The following is a 14075-nucleotide window of genomic DNA, read 5'->3' as shown; positions in this document are numbered from 1 at the left end:
TCAGTAACAAATTGTGAGTTATTACTCATATTATGGCTAAAACTACGGCATTAGAGCTAAAGATCGACGACAAACCTTTGCCAGATGGGGCATTTATGTTTTAGAGTGAATTGAATTCAAAAATACAAAGAAGGGAAACCTAAAATGAACAAGACTCAATTAATCGACTTTATTGCTGAAAAAGCGGACCTTTCTAAAGCACAAGCTAAAGCTGCTCTAGAAGCGACTCTTGGCGGTGTTACAGATGCTCTTAAAGATGGCGATCAAGTTCAGCTAATTGGTTTTGGTACTTTTAAAGTAAACCACCGTGCAGCTCGCACTGGTCGTAACCCAAAAACTGGTGATGAGATCCAAATCGCTGCTGCAAATGTTCCAGCATTTGTTGCAGGTAAAGCGCTGAAAGATTCAGTGAAATAATCTAAACTGTACCGAGGTAGTCGTATTCCACCTCGGTACAGGTTTTTATGAAAAAAGCATTTCTTCTCGTTTCACTATTATCTACATTTCTTATTGGCTGTTCTTCTACAAGCCCTAGCAAAAACCTAGAGCAATTTGAAACTCATACCGGCGGCCAAGTCATGGGCGACGCGACAAGTTTCTACTGGGTTACAAACAAGCTAACACAACCTCATACTTCAGCTGACTACGTCACTGTGGGCGATTACGGCTGGTATCAAACTGACTATGCTTGGTCAGAAGGCGTGCTTCGTGAATTCATTCGTGAAGGCGAGCAACGTAACTCTTCTAATGAACTGGTTCCTTATCGTGTCCATGTGCGTTTCAATACGTCAGGCGAAGCTGTGTATCAACAGTATCGTATCGACAGCAAAATCTTACCTATCCAAGCTAAGCAGCTCGAAAACTACCAAAAAGAAGCTAAATCGGTTCTAGATACTACTATGAAGCAGAATGACGAAGGGCTCAGACTGGTTCAAGGTTACTGGGATGGCAGCTCTTTTAAGACGTGTGTTGGTGGAGAATTTGATCGCATTGAATTTAACCAGACCTTACCAAGCTTCGTGATTGACCGATTGGCATCTGTGGAAAGCTATGCAGCGTTTCTTGGCAGTAATTCACTGGGTAAGATGAGCGTGGAAGAGTTACTGATGCTAGCTGAAGACAGCCATGATTGTGTCGTTAGGCCTTCATTACTGAAAGAGTAGTGAGTAATCAAAGGATTAAGGGTATTTGGCCTATGGTAGGCCAAGTGCTTATTTGTCTGTACAGATGCAGATTAAGCAATAAAAAGGCGCCTTAGAGGCGCCTTTTTTCATTTTGTTGCGAACAGTTTTTGCGTCACTCACTCACCGTATTCGGATTAAGCGAGTGGCGGCATTGATTACTGCTCTTGCTCGCGCGCAATCGCACGGTAACCAATGTCATTGCGGTGGAACATACCATTCCAGCTAACTTGCTTCGTTAACGCGTAAGCACGCTCCTGAGCCTCAGAAACTGTGTTACCTAGCGCTGTTGCACAAAGTACACGGCCGCCGTTTGTCACAACGTCGCCAGCTTCGTTATTTGTAGTACCTGCATGGAAAACCTTTTGGCCTTCAACTTCGCTTGTTGGTAGTGAAATAACGTCACCTTTTGCGTAGTCAGCAGGGTAACCGCCAGCCGCAAGAACAACACCGATCGAAGCGCGAGGATCCCACTTAGACTCAGCTTCGTCCAGCTTCTCGTCGATAGCCATTAGGCAAAGTTCAACAAGGTCTGACTCCATGCGCATCATGATAGGTTGTGTTTCAGGGTCGCCGAAGCGGCAGTTGTATTCGATAACCTTAGGCGTGCCATCAGCATCGATCATTAGGCCAGCGTAAAGGAAACCAGTGTAAGGCGCGCCTTCAGCATCCATACCACGTACCGTTGGGTAGATAACTTCCTCAAGGATACGGTTGTGGATTTCAGGAGTCACAACTGGAGCTGGAGAGTAAGCACCCATGCCGCCAGTATTAGGCCCCGTGTCTTTGTCGCCAACACGTTTGTGATCTTGGCTGGTGGCCATAGGAAGCACGCTAGAGCCGTCAACCATAACGATGAAGCTCGCTTCTTCGCCTTCAAGGAACTCTTCAATCACCACGCGGCTGCCTGCTTCGCCAAATGCGTTGCCAGCAAGCATGTCTTTGATTGCATCTTCAGCTTCTTCAAGTGTCATCGCAACGATAACGCCTTTGCCAGCGGCAAGACCATCTGCTTTCACTACGATTGGTGCGCCTTGCTCACGTACGTAAGCGATAGCTGGGTCAATCTCAGTGAAGTTTGCGTAGTAACCTGTTGGGATGTCATGACGAGCTAGGAAGTCTTTAGTGAATGCTTTCGAACCTTCAAGCTGCGCTGCTGCTTGAGTTGGGCCAAAGATAGGCAGACCGACTTCGCGGAATGCGTCAACCACACCAATAACCAATGGCGCTTCAGGGCCAACGATAGTCAGTTCGATTTTTTTCTCTTGAGCAAACGCGACTAAACCAGCGATGTCTTCAACACCGATGTTTACGTTCTCAAGTTTCGGCTCAAGTGCAGTACCTGCGTTACCTGGAGCAATGAATACTGTTTCAACGCTTGGGTTTTGTGCTGCTTTCCAACCCAAAGCATGTTCTCTACCGCCAGCACCAATAATTAGTACATTCATGTTTTAAAATCCTTATAGCTGCTTCAGAGCCTTTATTTCTGTGTCAAACATGCTCACTTATGGTCATAAGCTCCGCGTGTTTTCCTTGAACTAAAGTCACTGACTTGCTCTACGTATTTCAAATATTGGAATATTTAAAAAACAAAATTATAAGTCTTGCTCAAAGTAGTTGGTGATGTGGCTAGGCAGCAATTGAGCCCATCCCCGGGAGCATAGTCTGCTATGTGACCGGGGTGGGCGAAAGCAGCTAACGACGCCACAGTGCCAAATACGAAGAGGAAATTAGTGGCGGAAGTGACGCATGCCCGTAAAGATCATCGCCATGCCGTGCTCGTCTGCTGCTGCGATAACTTCGTCATCACGCATAGAGCCGCCCGGTTGGATAACACACTTGATGCCAGCTTCTGCTGCCGCGTCGATACCGTCACGGAATGGGAAGAATGCATCTGATGCCATCACACAACCTTCAACCTGTAGACCTTCGTCTGCCGCTTTGATGCCTGCGATTTTCGCAGAGTAAACGCGGCTCATTTGGCCTGCGCCTACACCAATAGTCATATCGCCTTTTGAGTAAACGATCGCGTTAGATTTAACGTACTTCGCTACTTTCCAGCAGAACAGTGCGTCTTTTAGCTCTTCAGCTGTAGGTTGGCGCTTAGAAACCACTTTTAAGTAGTCTTCAGAAACCATGCCTTGGTCGCGGTCTTGAACTAGCAAGCCACCGTTAACGCGTTTCACGTCAAAGCCTGTTGTCTTAGTCGTCCACTCGCCACACTCAAGTAGGCGAAGGTTTTTCTTAGCCGCTACGATTTCTACTGCTTCAGCAGAAACAGAAGGTGCAATGATAACTTCAACGAATTGACGCTCAGTGATAGCCGTTGCAGTTGCAGCATCTAGTTCACGGTTGAAAGCGATGATGCCGCCAAATGCAGACGTTGGGTCTGTTTTGAATGCACGGTCGTAAGCTTCTAGGATGTCTTCACCTAGTGCTACACCACATGGGTTAGCGTGCTTAACAATCACACATGCTGGCTGGTCGAACTCTTTCACACACTCAAGTGCTGCGTCAGTGTCAGCGATGTTGTTGTAAGAAAGGGCTTTGCCTTGAATTTGGCGAGCAGTAGACACTGACGCTTCTTCAGGGTTTGCTTCAACGTAGAATGCCGCTGCTTGGTGGCTGTTCTCACCGTAGCGCATGTCTTGTTTCTTCTCGAACTGTTGGTTGAACGTGCGAGGGAACTTGCTTTCTTCGTCACCTTCTTTGTTCTCACCGTAAGATGGAACCATAGTGCCGAAGTAGTTTGCGATCATGCCGTCGTAAGAAGCTGTGTGCTCGAATGCTGCGATAGCGAGGTCGAAGCGAGTTTCTAGCGTTAGAGATTTCTCGTTCGCGTCCATTTCAGCGACAACGCGCTCGTAGTCGTGTGCGTTAACAACGATAGTGACGTCTTTGTGGTTTTTCGCTGCAGAGCGAACCATTGTTGGACCGCCGATGTCGATGTTCTCAACAGCGTCAGCAAGGGTACAACCTTCTTTAGCAACGGTTTCTGCGAATGGGTATAGGTTTACAACAACCATATCGATAGGGTTGATACCGTGAGTTTCCATCACGTCATCATCTTGGCCACGACGGCCTAGAACACCACCATGAACTTTTGGGTGCAGAGTCTTAACACGGCCATCCATCATTTCTGGGAAACCAGTGTAGTCAGATACTTCTGTAACAGAGATGCCTTTTTCAGCAAGCAGGCGAGCAGTGCCACCGGTAGATAGGATATCTACACCACGGTTAGCAAGAGCTTGTGCAAATTCAACGATACCAGTTTTGTCTGATACGCTGATTAGAGCGCGGCGAATTGGACGAGCGTTATTCATGCTTCCATCTTCCTCAAATTCATGGGGTTAAAATAAAGATATTTGCCAAAAAAGAACTTGTTTCTACCTTCTTAGCGTGGATTATCTTAGATACCAGTAAGAGATAAAATATTGGCCAGTTTTGGTAAAGACCTTTTGGGTTTGTCTTATGATCTAGCTATAAGATAACCAACTCCAAATTTGATGGCGCAGATTCTAACTAATTTATTACAAAAAAGCTCGCGCAATCGTTTGGCATCTCAAAATTAATTATGAAAAGTGTCATTTCAGCCTGAAAAGTAACGATAAGGTTAATAGTGGAATGGACGAAACAGTAGGAAAAAACATGTTTCAGATCGGTGAATTAGCGAAACGGTGCGGTGTGACGGCCGATACCTTGCGATTTTATGAGAAGAATAACCTTATCGCGCCAGCCCGTCGCAGTGAGTCGGGTTATCGCCTATATGATGAAAATAACCAGAAACAGGTGACGTTTATTCTCAAATCTAAAGCGTTGGGGCTGAGTTTGGATGAGATTAAAGAATTACTCGAGATTCGCTTGGAAGCGACGCAGCACAGTTGTGCCGAAGTTAAATCGATTACAACAGCCAAGTTGGAGATGATTGATGAGAAAATTACCGAGTTAACTAAGATTCGCACCGCACTTAAAAAGATTAATGATGCGTGTTGTGGCCACGTAGACGACGATGCAAGCCATTGTTCTATTCTGGCAGCCTTGGATTCAGCAAACCTTGATAAAGAGCGCTGCTGTCGCACTGGAGAGTAATCAGCCATCTATTACAGTTCTACAAGCCAAAAAAAAGCCAAACTCAAAAATGAGCTTGGCTTTCCATTCAATAAATTACGAAAGAACGATTAGTTCATGCCGTATTTTTTAAGTTTCTTGCGAAGAGTACCGCGGTTAATACCCATCATGGTTGCTGCGCGAGTTTGATTACCGCGAGTGTATTGCATGATAGTGTCTAGTAGTGGCTGTTCAACTTCAGCTAATACTAATTCGTATAACTCGCTGACTTCTTGACCGTTTAATTGAGCAAGGTAATTTTTCAATGATGCTTTAACTGAGTCACGTAGTGGCTTCTGCGTGATTTGGTCTTGTGATGTAACTGTAGTTACTGTCAATGCTTCTGAAGTCAGATTTTGTTCGAACATATTCGGTCTAGCTCTTCTCGTAATTATGGTGCAACGTTATCAAAAAAACCTTCTAGCGCCTCAAGCTGCAGATCACCTGCTTCGAATGCGTTGAAGGTACGGCGAAACTCACTCGCTTGTTCATGTTCTTTTAGATACCAACCCACATGCTTACGAGCGATGCGAGGGCCTAAAAACTCTCCATAAAATTCATGTAGAGCGTGCACGTGACCAAGCATGATGTCTTTCACTTCCGAAATCGGGAGTGGGTCCATCGTGGTGCCGTTTTCCAAATAGTGTAGGATTTCGTTAAAAATCCAAGGACGTCCTTGGGCAGGTCGACCTATCATTAAAGCATCAGCGCCGGTGTACTCCAGCACAAACTTCGCTTTTTCCGGACTATCGATATCACCGTTAGCGATAACCGGAATAGATACTGCTTGTTTCGCTGCTTTAATGTGTTTGTATTCTGCCTCACCTTTGTACATACAAGCGCGTGTTCTTCCATGGAGGGCAAGAGCTTGTATGCCGCAGTCTTCGGCTATTTTCGCGATTTGGACACAGTTTCTATTGTCTGTATCCCAGCCTGTGCGCGTTTTCAACGTTACTGGAACGTCGACAGCATTTACCACAGCTTTCAGAATGTCTTCAATGAGTTCTGGATGCTGCAGTAAGGCTGAGCCCGCAAGCTTTTTATTCACTTTTTTGGCTGGACACCCCATGTTGATATCGATGATTTGCGCACCGTTATCGACATTAAATTGAGCAGCCTCGGCCATAAGCTGTGGATCTGCACCAGCGATTTGTACTGAACGAATGCCCGATTCGCCTTCATGTACCATACGCTGCTGAGACTTTGACGTTTTCCAAACTTTCGGATTGGAGGACATCATTTCACTGACTGCCATCCCCGCACCGTAGCGAAGACACAACTCACGGAATGGTCTATCCGTTACGCCAGCCATAGGAGCGACGATTAGATTGTTCTTAAGTTGATAATTTCCGATTTTCAAAAATGTCATCACAGTTCTGTACCAGCAAGGGCGCGCATTTTACGCATTTTTTCGCTGCGTGAAAAGACTAATATTTGAGCATTTACAATTTGTTTTTGTAATTTGTTTAAATTTCAGTCAATTAGCACCCAAAGTCTTGTCTAGCCTTGCTTGCGACCTGAGATTCGACACCATTCTTGTTGTTCGATGATCGGATCAATGTGAAGCTCATCACGATAATAAGTCGCAACATCTTCTGCTTGTGTATCTAAAACACCCGACATCGCAAGTACACCATTTGGCTTAACTAGGCCCTTGATGATGCCAGAAAGGTCGCGTAATGGACCTGCAAGAATGTTGGCAACAACAACGTCTGCTAGCAAACCTTCCGGTTGATCTTGTGGCAAGAACACCTCTAGTTGCTCAGCAACGCCATTGCGTTGTGCGTTGTCTTTTGATGCAAGCAGAGCTTGAGGATCAATGTCGATCCCGATAACTTTTGCCGCGCCTAGTTTGATCGCAGCGATCGCAAGGATGCCAGAGCCACAACCGAAGTCGATCACGGTTTTGCCTGTAAGGTCTAGGCCTTCAAGCCACTCAAGACACAATGCCGTTGTCGGGTGAGTACCTGTACCAAATGCAAGGCCTGGATCTAGCATTACGTTTACAGCGTCAGGTTCAGGGATATCGCGCCAGCTAGGGCAAATCCATAAACGCTCACCAAACTTCATTGGGTGGAAGTTGTCCATCCATTCACGTTCCCAATCTTTGTCTTCAATTTGCTCTACTTTATGAGCAAAGTCTGCAGGGAACATGTTGCTTGCTTTAATCTGCGCTAGAACGACACCAGTATCAGTCTCAGCGTCGTAAAGCGCCAGAATGTCAGTATCACCCCAAAGGCGAGTTTCGCCCGGCAGAGGCTCAAATACAGGGGTATCTTGTGCATCCAGGAAAGTTACAGAAAGAGCACCAGTCTCTTCCATTAACATGTCGCCGATTTGTTCGGCATTTTCATTGGTAGCATTAAGCTTGATTTGAATCCAAGGCATGGCTGCATCTTCTATATGAGAAAAATTGGATGGCGAGTCTAGCAGAAAATATGAGCAAATTCACCAAAACCCCACGGAATATAATGGGGATTAAAGATTGATTTTTTCGGCGGTTCAAAAACAAAAATGCTCACCGAAGTGAGCATTTTGACTGTTCTTAAACGAACGGATTATGACAAACCAAGTTTCTTCTCAAGGTAGTGGATGTTTGCACCACCGTGTTGGAAGTTTTCGTCGTTCATAATAGACAGTTGAAGCTCGGTATTAACGTTAATACCTTCAATAATCATTTCACCCAATGCGTTCTTCATACGAGCGATAGCAACATCACGGTTCTCACCGTAAGTGATCAGCTTACCAATCATTGAATCGTAGTGTGGTGGCACTGTGTAACCCGTGTAGATGTGAGATTCCCAACGTACGCCCATGCCACCTGGTGCGTGGAAACGTTCAATCTTACCTGGTGAAGGTAGGAAACGAACTGGATCTTCAGCATTGATACGACATTCGATTGAGTGGCCGCGCAGCTTAATATCATCCTGAGTGAATGATAGAGGCTGACCAGCTGCAATACGTAGCTGTTCTTTCACTAGGTCGATACCCGTTACCATTTCAGTAATCGTGTGTTCAACCTGGATACGAGTGTTCATTTCGATGAAGTAGAACTCACCGTTCTCGTATAGGAATTCAAATGTACCTGCACCGCGGTAACCGATCTCAATACATGCACGAGTACAGCGTTCGCCGATGTACTTACGCATCTCTTCAGTGATACCTGGAGCTGGCGCTTCTTCCACAACTTTCTGGTGACGACGCTGCATTGAACAGTCACGCTCACCTAGGTGGATAGCATTACCTTGGCCATCTGCAAGCACTTGTACTTCAATGTGACGTGGGTTTTCTAGGAATTTCTCCATGTAAACCATGTCGTTGTTGAAACATGCTTTTGCTTCAGCACGAGTCATCGCGATAGCTTCTGTTAGTTCTGCTTCAGAACGAACAACACGCATACCACGACCGCCGCCGCCGCCAGATGCCTTGATGATAACTGGGAAGCCAATGCGCTTAGCGTGCGCTTTGTTTTTTGCTTCGTCGTCGTCAAGAGGGCCGTCAGAACCTGGTACACAAGGTACACCAGCTTTCTTCATTGACGTGATAGCTGACACTTTGTCACCCATCATGCGAATGGTTTCAGCTTTAGGGCCAACAAAGATAAAGCCACTGCGCTCTACCTGTTCTGCGAAGTCTGCATTTTCAGATAGGAAGCCGTAGCCAGGGTGAACAGCTACTGCACCTGTAACTTCAGCTGCGCTGATGATACGAGGGATGTTTAGGTAGCTATCGATACCACGAGCTGGACCGATACAAATGGTTTCGTCTGCAAGCAGTACGTGCTTAAGGTCACGGTCAGCAGTTGAGTGAACCGCTACCGTTTTAATGCCAAGCTCTTTACATGCACGCAGAATACGTAGTGCAATCTCACCACGGTTCGCGATTACTAATTTATCTAACATAATGAGTGCTCTCTATTATTCGATAATTACTAGAGCTTGGTCGAATTCTACTGGTTGACCGTCTTCAACTAGGATAGCTGTTACAACACCAGATTTATCAGCTTCGATTTGGTTCATCATTTTCATTGCTTCAACGATACATAGCGTTTCGCCAGCCGTTACAGATTGACCAACTTTAACGAATGGTTTTGCGTCTGGGCTTGGAGCGCCGTAGAAAGTACCAACCATTGGAGAAAGAACTTGGTGACCAGCTGGAACTGCAGGAGCTGCTGCTTCTGCTGCTACAGGTGCCGCCGCAGGAGTTGCTGCTACAGGTGCTGGAGCCGCTGCATATTGAACAGGTGCTACAGGTGCAGTGCTGTTACGACTGATTCGTACTGACTCTTCACCTTCAGAGATTTCTAGCTCAGAAATACCAGACTCTTCAACCAATTCGATTAGCTTTTTGATTTTGCGAATATCCATTGTTTCTTTCTCTTTATCTGTTAATTGAACTTACTCTATGACTGAGTAGGTTAGTAATAGTTCGTTGTTTATGTTTACTTTGAATTGAGCTTGCTGAGCGCAGCGGTCAAAGCAAATTGATAACCTTGGGCACCTAAGCCACAAATCACACCTTCTGCTTTATCAGATAGGTAAGAGTGGTGGCGGAATGGTTCACGTGCGTGAACATTCGATAGATGAACCTCAATAAATGGGATTGCAACGCCAAGTAGTGCATCACGCAGTGCCACACTGGTATGTGTAAAGGCTGCTGGGTTGATAATGATAAAATCAACATTTTGATAAGCACTATGGATAGCTTCAATCAGTTCATACTCACGATTTGACTGTAAGTGAGATAGCTCAACATCGTGTGTTTTCGCTTGCTCGGTCAGTGAGCTAATAATCTGGTCAAGTGTTTGAGAACCGTAGTGTGCAGGCTCTCTAAGGCCTAACAGGTTAAGGTTTGGGCCATTTAAAACTAGAATGCGAAACTTTGTAGACATCGTGGGGCTATCTTCCTTTATCGTGTTTACGAACGTGAATGTTGCCATTTTATTGAAAATTTGCGGTTAATTTCCAGTGAGAAAAACCCAAATTTAAAAATTAGAACCAGATTATAGCTAATTCAGCGCAAATCGCAGCAATTTACTGGTCTAATCTCCTATTGATACAGCTTGGAATTGTTACCAACTTAACAAAAAAGCGTCTTAGCCTTAATTTGGGGCGGGATATTTGAGATCAAGATCAGCCATAAAAAAACCGCCACATAGATGTAATGCCGATCGTTTAAGAAGACTTGAACGATCTTGCAGTTAGCAGATAATCCCCATCAACAACGTTGATGGGGATTTTTTTTATGCTTGAACAAGAATTAGCAATGGCACACGAGACCATTGAAGATGCCGACAATTATGAATCTGTCGTCGACGCCATTCAGATTGAGTGGATAGAACAAGCTCTTCTTGAAACCAATAAAGCGAGCATAAGACGACGCCGACTTCCCGCTCAGCAAGCTGTCTGGTTAGTTATTTGGATGGGACTGCAACGCAACATGTCTATCAAAGAGGTATGCAGTTCATTAGACATCGCACTTCAGCCTAAACCTGAAGATAGTTGGTCTCGTGTTGCACCCAGTGTCCTAACTGATTCACGCCGACGTCTAGATGAGAGTCCGTTAGCGGCTCTGTTTCACACAACGGTAAAGGCTTGGCGCGAAGATATCCTTCAACAAGACAAAGACTTAGGGCTTAATGTTCTTGCTGTCGATGGGACAACATTTAGGTGTCAAGATTCCACAGAGAACGCTGAAGAATTTGGGTTCATCTCTAAAAAATTGAAACCTTACCCTCAACTTCGTTTAGTCGCTTTGATGTCAACAGAAACACGAATGATTATGGGGGCAGCTTTTGATGGTTGTCATGTCGGTGAAACGACCCTAGCCAAGCGCCTATTCAATGATATCCCCGCACACTCATTGACCTTATTTGATCGTTGTTATTTCTCGGCAGACCTTTTGTTGTCGTGGCAAGAGAGTGCGGAAAATGCTCACTGGTTAATGCCTGCAAAACGTAAGCTACGCTATGAAGTGTTGGAGAAATATGCTGAGAACGACATGCTCATCTCAATGCCTATCTCTCCTCAAGCTCAACGGCAGAATCCGAATTTACCCGCACGTTGGGAAGCCAGATTAGTCCTATATCAAGAGCCAAAAGGTGAGATAAAAGGTTTTATTACTTCACTTACAGACCCTAGTAGATACTCGCTAGAAAGCCTGCTGCGTATTTATTGGCAACGCTGGGAGATAGAAGAAGGTTATGGTGAAATTAAACAGACTCAACTGCAAAGTCACGTCACTTTACGAAGTCGTTTTTCTGCCGGAGTGAAGCAAGAGCTTTGGGGCGTATTACTTGCCTATAACTTAGTGCGATTAGAGATGGTTAAGATAGCTTCAGAAGCCGGGGTTCGAGCAACTAGGGTAAGTTTTACCGCCGCAATTAACCTTATTGATGCGCAATTACGTTGGCTAGCTTTAAGCCCAGACGGAACCCTACCAGTCAAACTTAAAAGGATGAGAGAAAGTCTGAGTCACTTCATTCTTCCGGATAAAAGAAAGGACCGAACGTTTCCACGTTCAGTCCTCTTTGTTCCAGCCAAATATCCGTTTAGGTTCAAGCAGTAATGCTTATCCGAACGGCATTAGCCACATAGATGACGGTTTAGAAAGGGCTGTTTTAAACAGTGATTAGCTGCTGTGACTGGTTGCTTATGCCAGTTCTGCTTTCTCGGCAATAAGCTTATCAACCACGCTTGGGTCGGCCAGTGTCGAGGTATCACCTAGGTTACCTGTATCGCCAGTCGCGATTTTACGCAGGATACGACGCATGATTTTACCAGAACGAGTTTTTGGTAGAGAGTCAGTCCAGTGCAGTACATCTGGCGTTGCAATTGGACCAATCTCTTTACGTACCCAATCTTTCACTTCTTTATGAAGCTCTGCAGTTGGGAACTCACCATCATTCAGCGTGATGTAAGCGTAAATCGCTTGGCCTTTAATATCATGAGGGATACCCACAATCGCGGCCTCAGCGATCTTATCGAACGCTACTAGAGCCGATTCAATCTCAGCGGTACCCATACGGTGACCTGATACGTTAAGCACGTCATCGACACGACCAGTAATCCAGTAGTAACCGTCTTCATCGCGACGAGCGCCGTCACTGGTGAAGTACATACCTTTAAAAGTAGAGAAGTAAGTCTGTTCAAAACGGTCATGATCGCCATGAACTGTACGCATTTGTCCAGGCCAAGAATCTAGAATGACTAGGTTGCCGTCAGTTGCGCCTTCAATGATGTTGCCCATGTTGTCGACAAGCGCGGGTTGCACACCGAAGAATGGACGAGTCGCTGAACCCGGTTTTAGGTCGGTTGCGCCCGGTAGTGGTGCGATTAAGATGCCGCCTGTTTCTGTTTGCCACCATGTATCGACAATCGGAGATTGCTCATTACCAATCGTTTTGTAGTACCACTCCCACGCTTCTGGGTTGATAGGTTCACCTACCGAGCCCATGACTCTTAGGCTGTCACGAGAAGTTCCTTCAACCGCTTCATTACCTTTTGCCATTAGGGCACGAATCGCCGTTGGTGCAGTATAAAGAATATTAACTTGATGCTTATCGACCACTTCACTCATGCGGCTTGTGTTCGGGTAATTCGGCACGCCTTCAAACAGAATCGTTTTTGCGCCATTAGCAAGCGGTCCGTAAACAAGGTATGTGTGACCGGTAATCCAACCCACATCGGCTGTACACCAGAAAGTTTCGCCTTCTTGGTAATCGAACACGTATTTGAAGGTCATGGCTGCATAAACAAGGTAACCACCTGTGGTGTGCATTACACCTTTAGGCTTACCTGTGGAACCAGACGTATAAAGAATGAAGAGAGGATCTTCCGCATTCATCTCTTCTGGTGGGCAATCCTCAGATACGTTTGCGATAGCATCATGCCACCACACATCACGGTGTTCATGCCAAGCAACATCGCCGCCAGTGCGTTTGAATACGACAACCTTCTCGATGTTCTTCACTTCAGGGTTAGTCAGTGCTTCATCGACGTTTTTCTTCAGTGGAACCGCACGGCCGCCACGCACGCCTTCATCGGCAGTGATCACGACTTTAGAATTTGAATCGATAATACGACCAGACAGTGCTTCAGGTGAGAAACCACCGAATACCACTGTGTGAACCGCACCGATACGGGTACATGCCAGCATCGCAACTGCAGCTTCTGGAACCATTGGCATGTATAAACAAACCACATCACCTTTACGTACGCCTTGCTCTTTTAGAGCATTTGAAAACAGGCACACTTCTTTGTGCAGTTCGTTAAAGGTTAGGGTTTTATCATCAGCAGGGTCATCGCCTTCCCAGATGATAGCGACTTCATCACCGCGCTCAGCAAGGTGGCGGTCGATACAGTTAGCCGAAACATTAAGAGTGCCATCTTCAAACCAGCGAATATCAATGTGGCCTGGGTCGAAAGAGGTATTTTTTACTTGTGTGAAAGGCTTAATCCAATCAACGATTTTTCCGTGTTCACCCCAAAAGCCTTCAGGGTCAGAAACAGATTGTTGGTACATGGCTAGGTAAGTGTCATTATCCGCGTGTGTGGTTGATTTAATACTTTCTTTTACCGGATAAACGTGGGCTTCACTCATTGCATCTCTCCTTGTGCCTACATTCTTAATGAACTGGCAACTTCCTTTGTGTTCAGTTTCTAAGTCTATTACAGGACTGTCGTTGTGCTATCACTCTCGGCTAGGACGGCGATTTCCACAATTAGACTTTAGGATGAGACGGCGCTTTTCACTTACAAAATAGCGAGTTAAGTTCATTTTTTCGAT

At 45.6% G+C, this 14075-nt stretch carries 13 protein-coding genes; 4 read left to right on the top strand and 9 right to left on the bottom strand.

The features are described 5' to 3' along the window. Nucleotides 1-144: 144 nt before the first annotated feature. Together hupA and ITG09_15380 are read left to right on the top strand one after the other, a co-directional pair. The gene (hupA, locus tag ITG09_15385; GenBank protein UPR52031.1) at nt 145-417 is read left to right on the top strand and encodes a DNA-binding protein HU-alpha; all 273 of its coding nucleotides are present in this window, start codon (nt 145-147) and stop codon (nt 415-417) included. 47 nt (nt 418-464) lie between these two features. Continuing rightward, nucleotides 465-1163: a DUF1481 domain-containing protein gene (locus tag ITG09_15380; protein UPR52030.1), complete on the top strand. Its 699-nt coding sequence runs from the start codon at nt 465-467 to the stop codon at nt 1161-1163. Between the two features lie 176 nt (nt 1164-1339). Here ITG09_15380 and purD read toward each other — a convergent pair whose 3' ends face one another. Both purD and purH read right to left on the bottom strand, forming a co-directional pair. Further along, complete coding sequence (gene purD, locus ITG09_15375; protein ID UPR52029.1) at nt 1340-2629, bottom strand: phosphoribosylamine--glycine ligase; 1290 nt, start codon at nt 2627-2629, stop codon at nt 1340-1342. Nucleotides 2630-2911: 282 nt separating this feature from the next. Beyond that, nucleotides 2912-4504, bottom strand: coding sequence for a bifunctional phosphoribosylaminoimidazolecarboxamide formyltransferase/IMP cyclohydrolase (purH, locus tag ITG09_15370; GenBank protein ID UPR52028.1), 1593 nt, complete (start codon nt 4502-4504; stop codon nt 2912-2914). 325 nt (nt 4505-4829) lie between these two features. Between purH and zntR the strand changes: the two genes are divergently transcribed. After that, complete coding sequence (gene zntR, locus ITG09_15365; GenBank protein ID UPR52027.1) at nt 4830-5270, top strand: Zn(2+)-responsive transcriptional regulator; 441 nt, start codon at nt 4830-4832, stop codon at nt 5268-5270. Between the two features lie 89 nt (nt 5271-5359). Here zntR and fis read toward each other — a convergent pair whose 3' ends face one another. From fis to aroQ, 6 genes are all read right to left on the bottom strand, one after another. Further along, the gene (fis, locus tag ITG09_15360; GenBank protein ID UPR52026.1) at nt 5360-5656 is read right to left on the bottom strand and encodes a DNA-binding transcriptional regulator Fis; all 297 of its coding nucleotides are present in this window, start codon (nt 5654-5656) and stop codon (nt 5360-5362) included. 23 nt (nt 5657-5679) lie between these two features. Further along, nucleotides 5680-6657, bottom strand: coding sequence for a tRNA dihydrouridine synthase DusB (gene dusB / locus ITG09_15355; protein UPR52025.1), 978 nt, complete (start codon nt 6655-6657; stop codon nt 5680-5682). Nucleotides 6658-6788: 131 nt separating this feature from the next. Further along, nucleotides 6789-7676, bottom strand: a complete 888-nt coding sequence (gene prmA, locus ITG09_15350; protein UPR52024.1) for a 50S ribosomal protein L11 methyltransferase — start codon at nt 7674-7676, stop codon at nt 6789-6791. Between the two features lie 170 nt (nt 7677-7846). Continuing rightward, nucleotides 7847-9190 carry an acetyl-CoA carboxylase biotin carboxylase subunit gene (gene accC / locus ITG09_15345; protein UPR52023.1) on the bottom strand — a complete coding sequence of 448 codons (1344 nt, stop codon included), beginning with the start codon at nt 9188-9190 and terminating at the stop codon, nt 7847-7849. 15 nt (nt 9191-9205) lie between these two features. Continuing rightward, entirely contained in the window at nt 9206-9655 is a 450-nt protein-coding gene (locus tag ITG09_15340) for an acetyl-CoA carboxylase biotin carboxyl carrier protein (protein UPR52022.1), read from the bottom strand. A 74-nt stretch (nt 9656-9729) separates the two neighbouring features. Continuing rightward, on the bottom strand, nt 9730-10179 hold the full coding sequence (gene aroQ, locus ITG09_15335; GenBank protein UPR52021.1) for a type II 3-dehydroquinate dehydratase: 450 nt from the start codon (nt 10177-10179) through the stop codon (nt 9730-9732). A gap of 353 nt (nt 10180-10532) precedes the next feature. On the opposite strand from aroQ, the gene ITG09_15330 reads away from it, so the two are divergent. Next, nucleotides 10533-11855, top strand: coding sequence for an IS4 family transposase (locus ITG09_15330; GenBank protein UPR52020.1), 1323 nt, complete (start codon nt 10533-10535; stop codon nt 11853-11855). Between the two features lie 84 nt (nt 11856-11939). Here the strand turns inward: ITG09_15330 and acs are convergent, their stop codons facing one another. Beyond that, nucleotides 11940-13889: an acetate--CoA ligase gene (acs, locus tag ITG09_15325; GenBank protein ID UPR52019.1), complete on the bottom strand. Its 1950-nt coding sequence runs from the start codon at nt 13887-13889 to the stop codon at nt 11940-11942. Nucleotides 13890-14075 lie beyond the last annotated feature (186 nt).

It is taken from the genome of Vibrio cyclitrophicus, assembly GCA_023206055.1.
GTDB lineage: Bacteria > Pseudomonadota > Gammaproteobacteria > Enterobacterales > Vibrionaceae > Vibrio > Vibrio cyclitrophicus_A.
This window is presented reverse-complemented; position numbering and strand designations above follow the sequence as displayed.